The organism is Pseudomonas sp. 8O (genome assembly GCF_902506495.1).
Taxonomy (GTDB): Bacteria; Pseudomonadota; Gammaproteobacteria; order Pseudomonadales; family Pseudomonadaceae; genus Aquipseudomonas; species Aquipseudomonas chaetocerotis.
In genome coordinates, this window is the sequence record NZ_LR733263.1 from 298,747 (window position 1) to 316,509 (window position 17,763).

Consider the following 17,763-nt stretch of genomic DNA (forward strand, 5'->3'; position numbering starts at 1 on the left):
TTCAATTCTCCACCGACACCGGCACATCGTGGCCGTACTTCTTGAGCAACGCATGGCGCTGTGCGGCCTTAAGATCTTCACATACCATCTCAGCGCACATTTCCTGCACAGTGATTTCAGGCACCCAGCCTAGCTTTTGCTTGGCTTTGGCAGGATCACCCAGCAGTGTTTCCACTTCGGCTGGACGGAAATAGCGAGGGTCAACACGCACCACGACATCGCCCACACTGAGCGCCGGCGCCTTATTGCCCTCGATAGCCTCGATGATTGCGACCTCATCCACGCCCTGCCCTTCGAAGCGCAATGTAATGCCAAGCTCTGCTGCAGACCATTCGATGAACTGACGCACGGAATACTGCACGCCGGTCGCGATCACAAAATCATCGGGCTGATCCTGTTGCAACATCATCCACTGCATGCGTACGTAGTCCTTCGCATGCCCCCAGTCACGCAGTGCATCCATATTGCCCATATACAGGCACTTCTCCAGCCCCTGGGCGATATTCGCCAAACCTCGGGTGATCTTGCGGGTCACGAAGGTTTCGCCACGACGTGGCGATTCGTGGTTGAACAGAATTCCGTTACAAGCATACATCCCGTATGCCTCACGATAATTCACGGTAATCCAGTAAGCATATAGCTTGGCTACAGCGTAGGGCGAACGCGGGTAGAAAGGTGTCGTTTCCTTTTGAGGAATCTCTTGCACCAGGCCGTACAGCTCTGAGGTCGAAGCCTGATAGAAACGTGTCTTTTTCTCCAGCCCCAACAAACGAATGGCCTCGAGAATACGCAAGGTACCCATAGCATCTACATCGGCGGTGTACTCCGGCGACTCGAAACTCACGGCTACGTGAGACTGGGCGCCAAGGTTGTACACCTCATCCGGCTGGATCTCCTGCAGAATACGAGTGAGATTGGAAGAGTCGGTTAGATCACCATAATGAAGCACAAAATTCTGATGCTCGACATGCGGGTCCTGGTAGATATGATCTACGCGCTGAGTATTGAACGATGAAGCACGACGCTTGATGCCATGTACTTCGTAGCCTTTTTCCAGCAAAAGCTCGGCGAGGTAGGAACCGTCCTGACCAGTCACTCCAGTGATAAGAGCCTTTTTCATGTTTTTAATTCCTGATTACGCATTGAAAGTTCTTGCTGAACAGCCTCTGAGCACATAGCAGATATCACATCATCAACCTTATAAGTTGCTGACCAGTTCAATTCTTGCTTAGCCTTGAGAGGATTGCCGCAACTATATTTTATATCAGACGGGCGAAACAAATCTCGATTGGTAGTGACATGATCATGCCAGTCAAGACCAAAGTAAACAAACGCCTTCCGAACAAATTCTTCAAGAGCACAGGACTCACCTGTAGCCACTACATAATCACCAGCCTGATCCTGCTGCAACATTCGCCACATTGCATCAACATAATCAGGCGCCCACCCCCAATCCCTGTAAATATCGATATTACCCAATTTCAATTTTTCTTTACTTCCGGCAGCAATACGAGCAGCTGCTCGAACAATCTTCTGCGTTACAAACCGCTCCGGGCGCAACGGTGATTCATGATTGAACAGAATGCCCGTGCTAGCATGCAAGCCATAGGATTCGCGATAACTACGTGTCAACCAATAGGCGGAGGCTTTCGCCACTGCATACGGACTGCGAGGCCAGAATGGACGCCCCTCATCAGCGCCATCCGCTCCCGTATCACCATAGCATTCGCTGGAGCCTGCGTTATAAAAACGAATAGCTGGATCAACAAAACGAATCGCCTCCAGCATATTAAGCGTTCCCTGCGCGATGCTTTCCATCGCCTCGACAGGCTGCTCAAAGGAAAGGCCTACGGACGTTTGACCAGCAAGGTTGTAGATTTCATTTGGCCGATGAGTATCAATTACCGTCAGTACACTACGAAAGTCATTGATAGCCATCGAAAACAGGCTAACTTTTTGCTTTATACCCAGACGCTCAAGATTGGTAAACGGAGCGATCATCGAATCACGCGACGTACCAATAACCTCGTATCCCTTTTCCAATAAGAGCTTTGCTAGATAGCTACCATCTTGCCCGCCGATACCACAAATCAATGCCTTCATGACAGAACCCGTTGATAGATAGCGTGAGTTTCTAGAGCGCAGCGATTCCATGAGAACTCCTTCACGCGCGCCAGCCCGAGCTGCCTTAGCTCTTCGCATTTTTCAGAACTCTGCAAGACCTCAAACAGAGCCATGGCCAATGACTCTGCAGAATAAGGATCAAACATTTTAGCAGCAGCACCTACAACTTCAGGAATAGAGCTGGTATTACTACAAACAACAGGGCAGCCATAACTCATGGCCTCCAGAGGAGGAATGCCAAAGCCTTCATAAAGGGAAGGATACACAAAAAGAGCAGCCTGCTTGTAACGCGCTGCAAGAACCTGATCGCTACCGTCCTGCTGACGAACTTGAGCAACAACATTCAGTCGTTCGATAACACTACGCTCATGGGCAGTGAATTCACCGCCGCCAAAAGCAACAAGATCAAAATTCTCTTTTAGCCATGGCTGGCTAGCATATGCCTGAAGCAATGTCTCAAAATTCTTGTAGCCACCACGCATTCCGACATAGAGCAAATATGGACGCACTGGCGCCTTCTCATCGTCAATGCAAGAGGCAGTAAGAGAAAAACCGAGGTGAACAACCGACGTTTTTTCAACTGGCACATCGAGCAAACGAACAAGATCTTGTCGCGTATGTTCAGAGATACAGATCACATGATCAGCCCTCTGGACAGCTCGGCGCTTGACGGCACAGGTTTTATCTTTCTCCGAAAAAGATTGAGGAAATAATTCGTGAATCATGTCATAAACCGTAATGACGGTACGACTGGAACGGGGAGCTGAGGGGCGGATGGAATAATAGGTTTCGTGCACAATACTGGGTCTAAGTGCCCTCATAAGCAACGGTGAAAGAACCATATTAGACGCGCGACAGAATCTTTCCGCCCCGCGGAACGCAGGCATGTGTTTCCCAAGCACGCCTAAGGAAGAAGGCGCACCTGACAAATAATTATTTATGAAGAAAGGACTATTGACGTTAACACTGCCATCATCGCCAACAACCTCTGCTAAACCTTTGGCTAACTCAAAAAAATAACGAGAAATACCACCATAGCGCTGGGAAGAAAAAATCTGGTGGTCATAGACGACTCTCATGACTTTGACACCGAGCTTAACATTTTGCGATGGTCATCCATTGTTTTTGACTTCATAAGACGGCGGAGCAAAGGAGCAGTAGCTTTCGAAAAATAAGAACTGGTAACAATACGCAACCAGTTCTTCCTTAGTCTTCGTTTCGTGAAGATATGAATCCCGTTGGCACTATAGAAATTAAGCCCCAACTTATCAGCAAGCACTTGCAGCGTCCGAAGCTGAAAAAAACCAATGTGCTGCCCCGTAGGAAGCGAGTAATACCACCATTCCGCCGGATTAGGGGGAGCACCATTATAAAGCTCAGTCGAAAAAATTAATGTATCAGCATTTGCACAAGAAAGAATTTCTTTTACATGCATAACAGGATCTATTACATGCTCCAAAACTTCCATAGCCGTTACCGCAACACATTTACCAACCTCAGCATCATATTCAAACCCACAGGCCAGCGTATTTTCACAATACTTATCAGACCAGTAAAAATCAAAGCCATAATCCCTCATCAACCTGGTCAACATTCCATAGCCACCAGCAGAGTCTAAATACCGCCCGCCGCCACGCTCTGCCATTTCCCAAAACAATAAGGATGAAAGCTTTTCGGCTATCGAAAAATTTCGTGAGACCAGCCCTGTATCAGCATCAGCAATAGCAGAGGAATAAGCTTCGCTCAGCCAATACGGCTCATGAACCTTTAGATAACCACACGATTGGCATACCATATAATCCGCATTATATTTCCCCAGCAGTACCGCAGAGAAAACATGCGCCATTTGACCCTGGCATATCGAACATTTAACTTCATCCACAGCTTTAATCCCAAATCCATATCGGCCAAATAGCCATCTAAAAAATAGAAGCAGAGCCCCACAAAAAAAATCGGCGCCCCATTACCTCTCGCAAAATATCTTCAAAAAAGTCACTACATCAAATAAACACAACCCACATTAAGAAGATTGCATATCATTACGCGACCCAACAGAGCACGACATCGCTCTAGCTATCTTTTGCCGCCACAGAACCCCATATAGAGAAACCGCACAAAGAGAATAGACTAATGCCCAAACCCATAGCATCCCCTCGATCCCATAAAGAAAGAAACCTAAAACCTTGAAAGTTACACCAAAAAAAATCATTACCATAGCAAAAAAAACCTGCTCCCTAATAAAGCCACATCCATTCAGAGCCATGGCTAACGCATGCCCTAAAGACTCTACAACCATCACAACAAAAAAAGCTCCAACCAAAGACATAGGCACGCTCAGACCACCGCCAGTCCAAAACCCGATAACATCCTGACTAAAAACCCACAGAACCCCTCCTCCAAATAAACCGATCAAAGCAGTTAAAAACAAACTCCTCCTAAATGTATGAACAATAAAAAAGCCATCTCTCCTTGTGTAAGCATCCGCATAAGCAGCCCACAGCGGCGCATTAATAATAGAGAGAGGTATACTTACGAACTGAAACAAACGCTGCACCACTGCATATATAGCCACATGCGCAGCACCTAAGACACTCGATATCAACAGAGCATCCATTCCCACATAAACAATAGAAGCCAACTGCAAAACTAAAAACAGCCCACCCACCTGAATCAAGTTATCTTTCTCAATACGCATAAAAAACAGGCCATTTTTAAAGCCAAAAAGATCCTGCCACCAAAGTCTAAGCAATAAAAAAACTCCGGAAATTTGCTGACACCCCAAAGTAGCCCACAACAGGAAAACTATCCCGCACTCATATTTAGCACCAACAAATAATAAAATAAGTGACATCCCCGCCGAAACAACACTAGCCAAATGAGACTCATAGGCTCTTTGGAGACCAGCAAAAACCCGATGAACACCACCAAAAAACAAACTAATAGAAAATATTACAGCAAAACTAAGCCCTGCATCTCTAAACTCCTCCCAGAGAGAGGAATCATCAGTCTTAATCAGTTTATCCCATGGCAAGATAGTGGCAATCAAGCTCAAGACAATCAGAACAATCACGGACACCAACAGCAGGAATAGCAAACCACCAGAAATGACATCACATACTCTTCCGCCCTCGGCATTGATTTTAGCGACCCTATTCGTTAACGCATTTCCAATTCCAAGATCCAAAAATATTAGGAGCCCTGCCAGACTAACCACAGTCATCCAGGCACCGAATCTTTCCACCCCTAAGTAAGGAATTGTCAAGCTAACAGCCAACACCATGACAAGCATAGACGCACCGCGTCCGAAAACGTTGGCAAGCATGGTCCATAAGGCCCTTCGATAACGTTCGGACCTCACCCCCTCTTCGGTGCTCTCATCAAAAGGTTTAAATCGCAAGTAGCGCGACAAGGTTAATAATCTCATCATCTACGTCCATAGGTATCTTCGAGACGTACAATATCGTCTTCACCCAAATAACTACCGGACTGCACTTCGATGATCTCTAGCGGAATACTTCCAGGATTAGCCAAACGGTGAACCTCCCCTAGGGGGATATAGGTGCTCTGGTTCTCGCTGAGCAGCAGCGTTTCACTACCCCGCGTAATTTCTGCGGTGCCCTGCACTACGATCCAGTGCTCGGCACGATGATGGTGTTTTTGTAGGCTCAGGCTCGCTTTGGGGTTGACCTGTATACGCTTGACCTTGAAGCGTCCACCCTCATCGATGCTGTCATACCAGCCCCATGGGCGGTGTACCTTACGGTGAAGGGTGTGCTCCTCGCGAGACTGCTGGTTAAGCAGGCTCACAATCTGTTTAACGTCCTGGCAGCGACTTCTATCTGCAACCAGAACCGCATCTGCTGTTTCAATCACCACGAGGTTCTCAACGCCGGCAAGTGCCACAAGACGGCTACTGGCGTGTACAAGCGAATTACTGCTTTCAGTTATCAGCACATCGCCATGAACGGCATTGCCTTCATCATTCTTAGGCGAAACATCCCACACGGCATCCCACGCACCCAAGTCACTCCAGCCGGCATTCAGAGGTAGCATTCTGATGGGAAAGCCACTACCGGGACATTTCTCCATAACGGCGTAATCGATCGATTCGCTAGGTGTTGCAGCAAAAGCTTCGCTATCAGGCCGAATAAAGGCGCCATCAATCCGCTTTTCCGTCCAGCTCTTCAAGGCAGCCTGAAGAATATCGGGTCGAAAGCTCTCCAGGGCCGCTAACCATACCGACGCCTTGAGTACGAATAAGCCTGCATTCCAGTAGTAACCGCCCTCATCCAGGTAGGCTTGAGCAGTGTCCCGGTCGGGTTTCTCTACAAAGCGCTCGACAGCTGCAACCGTCTCGCTATTAGAAGCCACCTTGATATAGCCATAGCCGGTTTCAGGCCTGTCAGGGGTAATGCCGAGAATGACGATGTTGTCCTCAAGCGCAGACTCAACCGCCCGCTGCATCGCAACGCGGAAAGCTTCGTCGTCAGTGATGGCTTGATCTGCCGGGGTAACCACGAGCACTGGATCTGTTCCTGCTTCGCGTGCAGCCAAGGCAGCCAGTGTCAGTGCCGGCGCGGTGTTACGCCCTACTGGCTCGAGCAGGAATGTCGCATTGTTGACCCCAAGCTCCCTGAGTTGCTCTTGTGCAAGAAAGCGGTGTTCTTCATTGCAAACGATGTAAGGCAAGGAAGGGGCCCCGCTCGACTCACCGCCACCTAGGAGGCGCTTTATGGACTGTTGGAACAAGCTGTCATTGCCTACCAGGCAAAGGAACTGCTTTGGAAAGCCTGACCGCGACAACGGCCACAGCCGCGTACCTGATCCGCCGCACAGCACTACTGGTTGAATGGGGTTAGTTGGCATCATGAAACGTTGAACCTGTGTGATGGGTACTTATCTAGGCAATGGCAAACCGGTTTCTTTCCGGCCCAATCAAACTCTAGATAGAGTGACAAAGCCTCAGATCTACTGGGCGCCTACGCAAAGGAATGGCAACGGCTCACCCCATCCCGGTCTCCTCATCAATGCCTGGCAACAGGATGTCCACATCACTGCTCTGGTCGACATAGCGCTCTCGCAATGCACCAGCCAAAGCACGTCTAGCTGGCTTCTCGCCATGTACCGGACGGATTTCATTTGGCCACGCGCTCATACGACTGACAAACCTTAACAACCCTGACTGATCCGCATGAGTTGAATAACCGCCTATGGTATGCACCTGAGCCCGAATGTCATAGCGTTCCCCGTCAAATTCCACATAGCAATTACGCTGGCCAACGTGCTGGCTCTGTCTCCCGGACGTACCTTCAGCCTGGCAGCCGACGCATAGCACATCATCGCTCATCACTGACCACTGCCTTCAGGTAGTTGACGATACGCCAACTGGAGCACATGCCGTTGCCAGCGATGGCAATAGCTGGCTGAGCGGTTTGCGTTAAGGCGACGATAGGCAGCTCGCTCAACTTGAAGGCGCGCTTGACCTGTTTTTGGTCGTGGCTGAAACCGAGCTTGAAGGCATTTTCGAGGACGCAGGGTATGCGGCCCACGCGGCCGACATGAGCATGGGTTGCGACCAGTGCCTTGCCGCCCAGAGAGAAGTCAGGTGCGAGGCTGCCTGCGCCTGCCCGGCCCGCAGAAGAGGTTTCGGCGCCTTGAAAGAGGCTGCAGTCAATCAGCAGCGCATGCTTATCGTCCACCTGCAGCTGATGACATGAGCCCGTCACGCCTGCTATGGCGCCGTTATGAACAATGGAGGGGTACCGCACGAGTCAATCCCTTAACGCTGGCGAATTTAAAGGGACTCGGCCCAGTAGTGCGGATGACTGTTCAGAGAATGGTAATTAACTGAACCAGCTGGAAATTTGGCAACGGCGCGCCCTGTGAAAGCCCGGTCATTTTGCCGGTTTTCCATGATTTCGCAAGCATGACAAAAGCGTGACGCCAGGCGACCGCCTGATCAGGAGAATGACACTCTCAAGAAGGAAAAAGCGCAGTCACTCGTCCTCATTGACCCGGTCACGCAGCTCCTTACCCGGCTTGAAATGCGGCACGAACTTGCCATCCAGGCGGACAGATTGGCCGGTTTTCGGGTTGCGCCCAACGCGCGGCGCGCGGTAATGCAGCGAGAAGCTGCCAAAGCCACGAATCTCGATGCGATCCCCCGTGGCCAGTGCCTGGGACATTTGCTCCAGCATGGTCTTGATGGCTAACTCGACATCCTTGGAGGACAGCTGACCCTGATGAGTGACAATTCTTTCGATCAACTCCGACTTGGTCATGGTTTTCCCTTCTTTTTCAAGCGGCTAGAAGACTCGACGGTTCGGTTGTAGCACGCGGGTCAGCTTTTGAACAGCCTAAAAAACAAGGTGTTAGCGCAATACGGGGACAGTACCGCGCCATACGACACGCAAGAGGCTCACATCGGGGACATAAAACGGTTTGCCGACCCCGGGAATGGCAAGCCCCCCTGGACGGCCGAACCAAAGCGCATCCGCACACCCAGTGATCAACGACAGGCAAAAAGCTTCGCGAGCAGCGCTTTCTCCAACCAGCAGCGCTTCATGACGGCTCCCAGACAATGGAGGGATGCACTTCTTACCAGAGCCAAACATCGCCTGGTGCGCGCGGCGCTCCCTACGGGATGCGGAAACGAAAAAGGGCGGCCCGAGGGCCGCCCTTTTTTGATGAATTACCCGAACTTAGTTCTGGTTTTCCATCTGTGCACGGATCAGATCACCAATGGTGGTCGGGCCGGTGCTTTCAACGTCTTGCTTGTTACGCAGTTCCTTCATCGCGTCTTTCTCGTCTTCAACGTCTTTCGACTTGACGGACAGGCTGATGACGCGGGACTTGCGGTCGACGCTGATGATCTTGGCTTCTACTTCGTCGCCTTCTTTCAGGACGTTGCGCGCGTCTTCAACGCGGTCACGGCTGATTTCGGAGGCTTTCAGGGTAGCTTCGATCTCGTTGCCCAGATCGATGATGGCGCCCTTGGCGTCTACTTCTTTCACAACGCCACGGACGATGGTGCCCTTGTCGTTGATGGAGACGTAGTTGCTGAACGGATCGTCTTCCAGCTGCTTGATGCCCAGGGAGATGCGCTCGCGCTCCGGGTCAACCGACAGGATGACGGTTTCCAGCTCGTCGCCCTTCTTGAAGCGACGCACGGCTTCTTCGCCGGCTTCGTTCCAGGAAATGTCGGACAGGTGAACCAGGCCGTCGATGCCGCCGTCCAGACCAATGAAGATACCGAAATCGGTGATCGACTTGATGGTGCCGGAGATCTTGTCACCCTTGTTGAACTGACCGGAGAAGTCTTCCCACGGGTTGGTCTTGCACTGCTTGATACCCAGGGAGATACGACGACGCTCTTCGTCGATGTCCAGAACCATGACTTCCACTTCGTCGCCGACGTTGACGACTTTCGACGGGTGGATGTTCTTGTTGGTCCAGTCCATTTCGGAAACGTGTACCAGGCCTTCCACGCCCTCTTCCAGCTCGGCGAAGCAGCCGTAGTCGGTGAGGTTGGTGACGCGGGCAACAACACGGGTGTTTTCCGGGTAACGAGCCTTGATGGCAACCCATGGGTCTTCGCCCAGTTGCTTCAGGCCCAGGGATACGCGGTTACGCTCGCGATCGTACTTCAGAACCTTGACGTCGATCTCGTCGCCAACGTTGACGATCTCGGACGGGTGCTTGATGCGCTTCCAAGCCATGTCGGTGATGTGCAGCAGGCCGTCTACGCCGCCCAGGTCAACGAACGCACCGTAGTCGGTGAGGTTCTTGACGATACCTTTGACTTGCTGACCTTCCTGCAGGGATTCCAGCAGAGCTTCGCGCTCGGCGCTGTTCTCGGCTTCCAGGACGCTGCGACGGGAAACGACAACGTTGTTGCGCTTCTGGTCCAGTTTGATGACCTTGAATTCCAGCTCTTTGCCTTCCAGGTGAGTGGTATCACGCACCGGACGGACGTCAACCAGGGAACCCGGCAGGAACGCGCGGATGCCGTTGACGTCAACGGTGAAGCCGCCTTTGACCTTACCGTTGATAACGCCCTTGACCACTTCTTCAGCGTTGAACGCAGCTTCCAGAACCAGCCAGGACTCAGCGCGCTTGGCTTTCTCGCGGGACAGCTTGGTTTCACCGAAGCCATCTTCAACCGCGTCCAGCGCGACGTGGACTTCGTCACCGACCTTGATGGTCAGCTCGCCTTGTTCGTTGAAGAACTGGTCGAGCGGGATGACGCCCTCGGACTTCAGGCCGGCGTGGACGGTAACCCAGTCACCGTCGATGTCGACCACGATACCGGTGATGATGGCGCCCGGTTGCATGTCGAGGGTTTTCAGGCTTTCTTCAAATAGTTCTGCAAAGCTTTCGCTCATGTTGATTCCTGTTGATCAAGGGCGGGGATTCGCCCAAACCACATTCCAGACCATGTGGGTTCGTTCATGTAAAAAGAGGCCTACGGGACAAGGACTGGTCTCCCGTATGCCTCCTTGCGAGTCCGTCAGCTTATAGCAGCTGCGACTCTCTACCCGGCAAGATCGCGATCAGCGACCTCGCTCAGAATTCGTTCAAGTACCTGCTCGATGGAAAGCTCGGTGGAATCCAGCACGATTGCATCGACTGCCGGCTTGAGCGGAGCCACCGCGCGCTGGGTATCGCGCTCGTCGCGCGCCCGTATCTCGTCGAGAAGACTCGCGAGATTAACATCATCGCCCTTGGCCTTCAACTGCAAGTAACGGCGACGGGCACGTTCCTCGGCGCTGGCGGTCAGAAAGATCTTCAGCGGCGCGTCGGCGAACACCACGGTGCCCATGTCGCGACCGTCTGCCACCAGGCCGGGCATTTCCTGAAACGCACGCTGACGCTGCAGCAGCGCTTCGCGCACAGCAGGTAGCGAGGCGACCATGGACGCGCCCGCCCCTATCTGCTCGTTACGGATGGCGTCGGTCACCTCTTCGCCTTCGAGGATGATGCGCTTGTCGATGAACTGCACATCCAGATGTGCGGCCAGTTGCTTGAGCGACTCTTCGTTGGTCAGATCGATGCCGTGGTTGCCAGCGGCGAAGGCCAGCAGGCGATAGAGCGCACCGGAGTCGAGCAGGTTCCAGCCCAACTGTTTGGCCAGCAGCGCGCAAAGCGTGCCCTTGCCCGACCCGCTCGGCCCGTCGACGGTGATTACCGGGGCGCTCATGCGTTGCCCTCTACGGCCACATTGATGCCGACTTCGGCCGCCAGAGCGAGGAAGTTGGGGAAGGAAGTGGCGACGTTGGCGCAGTCATGGATACGGATCGGCGCACTGGCGCGCAGCGAGGCGACGCTGAAGGACATGGCGATACGGTGGTCGCCATGCGCCCAGACTTCGCCACCGCCAATGGCGCCGCCTTCGATGATGATGCCGTCCGGTGTCGGCTCGGCCTTCACACCCAGCGCGACCAGGCCGTCAGCCATGACCTGGATGCGATCGGACTCTTTCACCCGCAGCTCTTCGGCGCCGCGCAACACGGTGCGACCTTCAGCACAGGCGGCGGCGACGAACAGTACCGGGAATTCATCGATGGCCAGCGGCACCAGGTCTTCCGGAATGTCGATACCCTTGAGCTTGGCCGCACGCACACGAATGTCAGCCACTGGCTCACCGCCGACTTCACGCTGATTTTCCAGGGTGATGTCGCCGCCCATCAGCTTGAGAATGTCGATCACACCAGTGCGGGTCGGGTTGATGCCAACGTGCTCGAGCACCAGTTCGGAGCCTTCAGCGATGCTGGCAGCGACCAGGAAGAATGCCGCCGAGGAAATATCCGCCGGTACTTCGATGCGCGTGGCGGTCAGCTTGTGGCCGGACTCGACGCTGGCAGTGCTGCCTTCGACGCTGACCGGATAGCCGAAGCCGCGCAGCATGCGCTCGGTGTGATCACGAGTCGGCGCCGGCTCGGTCACCGAGGTGCTACCGGCTGCGTACAAGCCGGCCAACAGCAGGCAGGATTTGACCTGGGCGCTGGCCATGGGCATTTCGTAGGCCATGCCAGTCAGGCGCTGACCGCCCTTGATGATCAGCGGCGGGCGACCTTCCGGGCCGGTCTCGATCACCGCTCCCATTTCACGCAGCGGCTTGGCCACTCGATTCATCGGCCGCTTGGACAGCGAAGCATCACCGGTGAGGGTGGTGTCGAACGGCTGCGCCGCCAGCAGACCGGAGAGCAGGCGCATGGAGGTGCCGGAGTTACCCATGTACAGCGGGCCAACCGGGGCTTTCAGGCCATGCAGACCGACGCCGTGGATGGTCACGCGACCATGGTGCGGGCCTTCGATGACCACGCCCATGTCGCGGAACGCTTGCAGCGTGGCCAGGGCGTCTTCGCCTTCGAGGAAGCCTTCGACCTCAGTAGTACCTTCAGCCAGCGAACCCAGCATGATCGAGCGGTGCGAGATGGATTTGTCACCCGGTACGCGGATACGTCCAGCCAGCGAGCTACCAGGTTTTGCCAGGAAAATCAGATCGGTCGAGTGCATAGCGTCCACATAGGCCCTGCGGGCCAGAATTTTGCTGAAATGTTCGCGGGCCACGCGGGCGCGCGTGAACACGCCCAGCAGTTGATGCCCATCCCCGGCGTCGACCGCGTCGCGCAGGGCGTCGAGGTCGTCGCGAAACGTATCCAGTGTGCGTAGCACGGCCTCGCGGTTGGCGAGGAAGATATCGTGCCACATCACCGGGTCACTGCCGGCGATCCGCGTGAAGTCGCGGAAACCACCAGCGGCATAACGGAAAATTTCCAGGTTCTCGCTACGCTTGGCCAGCGAGTCAACCAGGGTAAACGCCAGCAGGTGCGGCAGATGACTGGTGGCAGCAAGCACCTGGTCGTGATGCTCCACCTCCATCGATTCGACATCCGCGCCCAGCTCGCGCCAGAGCCCTTCGACCAGCGCCAGAGCGACCTCATCGCTGTACTCGCACGGCGTGAGAATGACCTTATGGCGACGGAACAGCTCCGCGTTGGCCGCCTCTACCCCGCTCTGCTCGGAGCCCGCAATGGGGTGGCCGGGCACCAGACGCACAGCCTTGCCGGAAAATGCCAGGCGCGCCGCACGCACGACATTCCCCTTGGCACTACCGACGTCGGTCAATACGGCATTGCCGAGATCGATCCTGGCCAGTTGGGCAAGCACCTTCTCCATGGCCAGGATAGGCACTGCCAGCTGGATGACATCAGCCCCCTGACAGGCGGCTGCAAGGTCGCTCTCGCAGCGATCGACAACGCCCAACTGCACCGCCAGGCGACACGATTCGGCGTCCAGATCGACCCCCACGACCTCCCGGCACAGGCCGCGCTCACGCAGCCCCTTGGCGAAGGAACCGCCGATCAGGCCGAGGCCGACCACCACCAGGCGGCCGATCTTAGGGGCATTCGATTGCACTGCAGTGACAGTCACGCCGACAGCACCTTGGCCAGTGCCTCGAGGAAACGCGCGTTCTCTTTCGGCAGTCCGATGGAGACGCGCAGGAAATTCGGCATGCGGTAACCGGCCATCGGCCGCACGATCACCCCTTCACGCAGCAGTGCCTGGTTGATCGCAGCGGTGTCGCGAGCAAAATCGACGGCGATGAAGTTGCCCTTGGAAGCAATCCAGCTCAGGCCCAGGGCACGCAAGCCCTCTTCCAGCTGCTGCATGCCGGCATCGTTCAGGCGACGGCTCTCGGCCAGGTAATCGACATCGGCCAGCGCGGCGCAGGCTGCGGCCAGCGCGAGGCTGTTGACGTTGAACGGCTGGCGCACGCGGTTGAGCACATCGGCGATGGCCGGCGAGCTGACAGCGTAGCCAACACGCAACGAAGCCAGGCCGTAGGCCTTGGAAAAGGTGCGCGAGACCAGCAGGTTCGGGTAGCGCGCCAGGTAATCAAGACCGTCTGGCAGCTCGTCGCCTTCGGCGTACTCGATATAGGCTTCGTCCAGCACTACCAGCACCGATTCCGGCACCTTGGCCAGGAAGGTCTCCAGTGCATCCGGGCCGAACCAGGTGCCGGTCGGGTTGTTGGGGTTGGCGATGAAGACAACGCGGGTGTTGTCGTCGATGGCGGCAAGCATCGCCTGCAGGTCGTGACCGTAATCCCTGGCTGGCACGATCTTGCCCTGCGCGCCGACTGCCTGGGTGGCGATGGGGTATACCGCGAAGGCGTAGTCGCTGAACACGGCGTTGAGGCCGGGCGCCAGATAGGCACGGGCAACCAGCTCGAGGATGTCGTTGGAGCCATTGCCCAACGTCACCTGCGCAGTGTCAACGCCGTAGCGAGCGGCCAAGGCAGTCTTGAGAGTGAAGCCATTGCCATCCGGGTAGCGGGTCAGTTCGTCCAGCTCAGCACGAATCGCTGCCAGCACCTTGTCACTGGGACCAAGCGGATTCTCGTTGCTGGCCAGCTTGACGATGCCGACCGGATCGAGCCCCAGCTCACGGGCCAGTTCATCGACTGGCTTGCCAGGCACGTAGGGGGACAGCTTTTGCACGCCTGGCTGGGCCAAGGCGATGAAATCACAGCTCATTTGCAAACCTCTTCAATCCAATTGCTCGCGGGACGCCCTGCCCTCACCCCTAGCCCCTCAGCTTTGGCATCCTGCGTCGCCCTACCTCCTGCATCCATGCAGTCGTCTCCCAAGGGGAGAGGGGAACCGAGCGGCTGCGACTGTAAGACCGCGTTCCGCAGGCCACATCCCAAATTAGAGATGCCTGCGATTCGCTCCCCTCGCCCTCCGAGAGAGGGGTTGGGGGTGAGGGGGCTTTCAGCGATCAGAAGCAATCCGCTCGCTAGCCACCCGATAAATCTCCTGCAACACAGCCTCGGTTTCTTTCAAGGCCTGATCATTCCAAAAACGCAGCACCATGATGCCTTCACGCTCTAAATCCGATGTTCTTGCAGCGTCGTCCTCACCACCGTGCTGCGAACCATCCAACTCCACCGCCAATTTCGCCGCCTCACAGTAGAAGTCGAGGATATAAGGCGGCAACGGGTGCTGCCGGCGAAACTTCAAACCGCCCAGCCGCCCCGACCGCAGGCAATACCACAGACGAACCTCGGCATCCGTGGCCGCGATGCGTAATTCCCGCGCGCGCTGCTTGTGCCATGCGGGGAGCGGTCTGTGCTCGGGTGGCATCCTTGCCCTCTCTTCAAATTGTGATGGCCCCTTCCCTCACCCCCGGCCCCCCCTCCCAGAGGGAGAGGGGAGACAAACAGAACGGCGCAGGGCTGATATCCATGTCCAAGCTAATGATCGTACTGACTGCACGTGATTGATAAAACGTTCACCGCACACCTCCCCTCTCCCTCGGGAGAGGGGCCGGGGGTGAGGGCGCCTTTACCTCAAAGCACCGCCTTCGGATACGACCCCAGCACCTTCAACGCCACGGCCTCCTGCGCGAGCTTCTCCAGCACATCCTTGATCAGCGGATCGCGATGATGTCCGACAAAGTCGATGAAGAATACGTAAGTCCACTTGCCGCTACGCGACGGGCGGGTCTCGATGCGAGTCAGGTCGATACCGTTGTTGTGGAACGGCACCAGCAACTCATGCAGCGCACCCGGTTTGTTGCGCATGGAGACGATGATCGAGGTCTTGTCGTCGCCGGTCGGCGGTACTTCCTGGCTGCCGATGATAAGGAAGCGTGTGGAGTTGTCCGGGCGATCCTCGATCTTTTCCGCCAGCTTGGTCAGGCCGTATAGGTTGGCCGCCATGTCGCCGGCGATAGCCGCGCTGTTCCACTCGCTCTTTACTCGCTTGGCCGCATCGGCGTTGCTGGAAACCGCCACGCGCTCGACGTTCGGATAGTGCGCGTCCAGCCACTTGCGGCACTGCGCGAGCGACTGGGCATGGGAGTAGATGCGGGTGATCTTGTCGGTCTTGGTGGTTTCACCGACCAGCAGATGATGGTGAATACGCAGCTCCACCTCACCACAAATGACCATGTCGTGCTCGAGGAAGCTATCGAGGGTGTGGTTGATCGCGCCTTCAGTGGAGTTCTCCACCGGCACCACGCCGAAGTTGACCGCACCGGCAGCCACCTCGCGGAACACTTCGTCGATGGCCGCCATCGGCACACTGATCACAGCGTGACCGAAGTGCTTCATCGCCGCTGCCTGGCTGAAGGTGCCTTCAGGACCGAGATAAGCGACTTTCAGCGGGTTTTCCAGCGCCAGGCAGGAAGACATGATTTCGCGGAACAACCGCGCCATTTCCTCATTGCCCAACGGCCCTCTGTTGCGCTCCATCACGCGTTTGAGCACCTGAGCTTCGCGCTCGGGGCGATAGAAGACGGGCGACTCGCCCTCCTTCAACTCCTTCATCTTCACACGGGCGACTTCTTCAGCGCAGCGCGCACGGTCGCTGATCAGCTCGAGGATACGTTCGTCGAGGTTATCGATGCGCACACGCAGCGCTTGCAGTTCCTGCTCGGAGATTACATCCGTCATTAGCCATGCTCCTTCTCGAACTCGGCCATATAGGCCACCAGCGCTTCGACCGCATCCATGCCAACAGCGTTGTAGATCGAGGCGCGCATGCCACCGACCGAACGGTGCCCTTTCAGGTTGAGCAGACCGCGCGCATCGGCGCCAGCCAGGAAAGCCTTGTCCAGCTTCTCGTCAGCCAGGCGGAACGGCACGTTCATCCAGGAACGCGCGTTATGGGCGACGGGGTTGCTGTAGAAGTCGCTGTCATCGATGGCCTTGTACAACAGGTCCTTCTTGGCGCGGTTGATGCGTTCCATGGCCTCGACGCCGCCCTGCTCCTTCAGCCACTGGAAGACCAGGCCGGACAGGTACCAGGAATAGGTCGCCGGGGTGTTGTACATCGAACCGTTATCGGCGGAAATCTTGTAATCGAGCATGGTCGGGCAGCTGGAACGGGCGCGACCGAGCAGATCTTCACGGACGATCACCACCACCAGGCCGCTCGGGCCGATGTTCTTCTGCGCACCGGCGTAGATCAGACCGAACTGCGACACATCCAGCGAGCGCGAGAGGATGTCCGAGGACATGTCCGCCACCAGCGGGATATCGCCGACCTGCGGCACCCAGTCGAACTGCAGGCCGCCGATGGTTTCGTTGCTGCAGTAATGCACGTAGGCGGCGTCTTTCGACAGCTGCCAGTCGTTCTGCCCGGGAATGGCGAAGTAATCATGCGCCTTGGCGCTGGCGGCGACGTTGATGGCACCGTAACGACGCGCCTCTTCGATGGCCTTCTTCGACCAGATGCCGGTTTCGACGTAGTCGGCCACGCCGTCTTCCGGCAGCAGGTTCAGCGGAATCTCGGCGAACTGCTGGCTGGCACCGCCCTGCAGGAACAGCACCTTGTAGTCGTTGGGCACAGCGAGCAGATCACGCAGATCCTGCTCGGCCTGGCTGGCGATGGCCATGTACTCGTCGCTGCGATGGCTCATCTCCATCACCGAGAGGCCCTTGCCTTGCCAGTCGAGCATCTCGGCCTGGGCGCGTTGCAGTACAGCGGTCGGCAGCGCGGCCGGGCCGGCGCAGAAGTTAAAAGCTCGCTTGCTCACGTCTGTCTCTCTCAGATTCACAGAACGCCACCACCAGGCGATGGCATGTCCACACTGCTTGCCGATGGGTATCGCTGCGCTCAACCCACC

General features: G+C 55.8%; 16 protein-coding genes. All 16 read right to left on the bottom strand.

Annotated features, from left to right (window positions below; all coding sequences use genetic code 11):
* Window position 1 precedes the first annotated feature (1 nt).
* On the bottom strand, window positions 2-1,120 hold the full coding sequence (gmd, locus tag GV002_RS01370; RefSeq protein WP_160016720.1) for a GDP-mannose 4,6-dehydratase: 1,119 nt from the start codon (window positions 1,118-1,120) through the stop codon (window positions 2-4).
* Entirely contained in the window at window positions 1,117-2,103 is a 987-nt protein-coding gene (locus tag GV002_RS01375; RefSeq protein ID WP_160016721.1) for a GDP-mannose 4,6-dehydratase, read from the bottom strand. Before GV002_RS01375 ends, gmd begins: the two co-directional genes overlap by 4 nt.
* On the bottom strand, window positions 2,100-3,203 hold the full coding sequence (locus GV002_RS01380) for a glycosyltransferase family 4 protein (protein WP_160016722.1): 1,104 nt from the start codon (window positions 3,201-3,203) through the stop codon (window positions 2,100-2,102). Before GV002_RS01380 ends, GV002_RS01375 begins: the two co-directional genes overlap by 4 nt.
* Window positions 3,200-4,006, bottom strand: a complete 807-nt coding sequence (locus tag GV002_RS01385) for a class I SAM-dependent methyltransferase (RefSeq protein WP_160016723.1) — start codon at window positions 4,004-4,006, stop codon at window positions 3,200-3,202. The genes GV002_RS01380 and GV002_RS01385 overlap by 4 nt, the downstream gene beginning before the upstream one ends.
* A gap of 138 nt (window positions 4,007-4,144) precedes the next feature.
* Window positions 4,145-5,548 (bottom strand): oligosaccharide flippase family protein, encoded by a 1,404-nt coding sequence (locus GV002_RS01390; protein WP_160016724.1) that lies wholly within the window; start codon window positions 5,546-5,548, stop codon window positions 4,145-4,147.
* Entirely contained in the window at window positions 5,548-6,993 is a 1,446-nt protein-coding gene (locus GV002_RS01395) for a mannose-1-phosphate guanylyltransferase/mannose-6-phosphate isomerase (RefSeq protein WP_160016725.1), read from the bottom strand. Before GV002_RS01395 ends, GV002_RS01390 begins: the two co-directional genes overlap by 1 nt.
* 133 nt (window positions 6,994-7,126) lie before the next feature.
* Window positions 7,127-7,471, bottom strand: a complete 345-nt coding sequence (locus tag GV002_RS24425) for an MBL fold metallo-hydrolase RNA specificity domain-containing protein (protein ID WP_306109740.1) — start codon at window positions 7,469-7,471, stop codon at window positions 7,127-7,129.
* The gene (locus tag GV002_RS24430; protein ID WP_306109741.1) at window positions 7,461-7,823 is read right to left on the bottom strand and encodes a hypothetical protein; all 363 of its coding nucleotides are present in this window, start codon (window positions 7,821-7,823) and stop codon (window positions 7,461-7,463) included. The genes GV002_RS24425 and GV002_RS24430 overlap by 11 nt, the downstream gene beginning before the upstream one ends.
* Before the next feature lie 297 nt (window positions 7,824-8,120).
* Entirely contained in the window at window positions 8,121-8,405 is a 285-nt protein-coding gene (ihfB, locus tag GV002_RS01405; protein ID WP_003243558.1) for an integration host factor subunit beta, read from the bottom strand.
* A gap of 420 nt (window positions 8,406-8,825) precedes the next feature.
* Complete coding sequence (gene rpsA, locus GV002_RS01410; protein ID WP_017677358.1) at window positions 8,826-10,508, bottom strand: 30S ribosomal protein S1; 1,683 nt, start codon at window positions 10,506-10,508, stop codon at window positions 8,826-8,828.
* A 149-nt stretch (window positions 10,509-10,657) separates the two neighbouring features.
* Window positions 10,658-11,323 (bottom strand): (d)CMP kinase, encoded by a 666-nt coding sequence (gene cmk / locus GV002_RS01415; protein ID WP_160016726.1) that lies wholly within the window; start codon window positions 11,321-11,323, stop codon window positions 10,658-10,660.
* A complete protein-coding gene (locus GV002_RS01420; protein ID WP_160016727.1) occupies window positions 11,320-13,560 on the bottom strand; it encodes a bifunctional prephenate dehydrogenase/3-phosphoshikimate 1-carboxyvinyltransferase in 2,241 nt (746 codons plus the stop codon). Before GV002_RS01420 ends, cmk begins: the two co-directional genes overlap by 4 nt.
* Window positions 13,557-14,666: a histidinol-phosphate transaminase gene (gene hisC, locus GV002_RS01425; protein WP_160016728.1), complete on the bottom strand. Its 1,110-nt coding sequence runs from the start codon at window positions 14,664-14,666 to the stop codon at window positions 13,557-13,559. The genes GV002_RS01420 and hisC overlap by 4 nt, the downstream gene beginning before the upstream one ends.
* A 237-nt stretch (window positions 14,667-14,903) precedes the next feature.
* A complete protein-coding gene (locus GV002_RS01430) occupies window positions 14,904-15,275 on the bottom strand; it encodes an endonuclease domain-containing protein (protein WP_160016729.1) in 372 nt (123 codons plus the stop codon).
* Window positions 15,276-15,481: 206 nt separating this feature from the next.
* A complete protein-coding gene (gene pheA / locus GV002_RS01435; RefSeq protein WP_178094176.1) occupies window positions 15,482-16,588 on the bottom strand; it encodes a prephenate dehydratase in 1,107 nt (368 codons plus the stop codon).
* Entirely contained in the window at window positions 16,588-17,673 is a 1,086-nt protein-coding gene (serC, locus tag GV002_RS01440) for a 3-phosphoserine/phosphohydroxythreonine transaminase (protein WP_160016730.1), read from the bottom strand. Before serC ends, pheA begins: the two co-directional genes overlap by 1 nt.
* Window positions 17,674-17,763: the final 90 nt, after the last annotated feature.

Bases quoted from the DNA above. Each gene is read 5' to 3' on its own strand.
- gmd (WP_160016720.1), bottom strand. From the start codon at position 1,120: ATGAAAAAGGCTCTTATCACTGGAGTGACTGGTCAGGACGGTTCCTAC.
- GV002_RS01375 (WP_160016721.1), bottom strand. From the start codon at position 2,103: ATGAAGGCATTGATTTGTGGTATCGGCGGGCAAGATGGTAGCTATCTA.
- GV002_RS01380 (WP_160016722.1), bottom strand. From the start codon at position 3,203: ATGAGAGTCGTCTATGACCACCAGATTTTTTCTTCCCAGCGCTATGGT.
- GV002_RS01390 (WP_160016724.1), bottom strand. From the start codon at position 5,548: ATGAGATTATTAACCTTGTCGCGCTACTTGCGATTTAAACCTTTTGAT.
- GV002_RS01395 (WP_160016725.1), bottom strand. From the start codon at position 6,993: ATGATGCCAACTAACCCCATTCAACCAGTAGTGCTGTGCGGCGGATCA.
- GV002_RS24425 (WP_306109740.1), bottom strand. From the start codon at position 7,471: ATGAGCGATGATGTGCTATGCGTCGGCTGCCAGGCTGAAGGTACGTCC.
- ihfB (WP_003243558.1), bottom strand. From the start codon at position 8,405: ATGACCAAGTCGGAGTTGATCGAAAGAATTGTCACTCATCAGGGTCAG.
- rpsA (WP_017677358.1), bottom strand. From the start codon at position 10,508: ATGAGCGAAAGCTTTGCAGAACTATTTGAAGAAAGCCTGAAAACCCTC.
- cmk (WP_160016726.1), bottom strand. From the start codon at position 11,323: ATGAGCGCCCCGGTAATCACCGTCGACGGGCCGAGCGGGTCGGGCAAG.
- hisC (WP_160016728.1), bottom strand. From the start codon at position 14,666: ATGAGCTGTGATTTCATCGCCTTGGCCCAGCCAGGCGTGCAAAAGCTG.
- GV002_RS01430 (WP_160016729.1), bottom strand. From the start codon at position 15,275: ATGCCACCCGAGCACAGACCGCTCCCCGCATGGCACAAGCAGCGCGCG.
- pheA (WP_178094176.1), bottom strand. From the start codon at position 16,588: ATGACGGATGTAATCTCCGAGCAGGAACTGCAAGCGCTGCGTGTGCGC.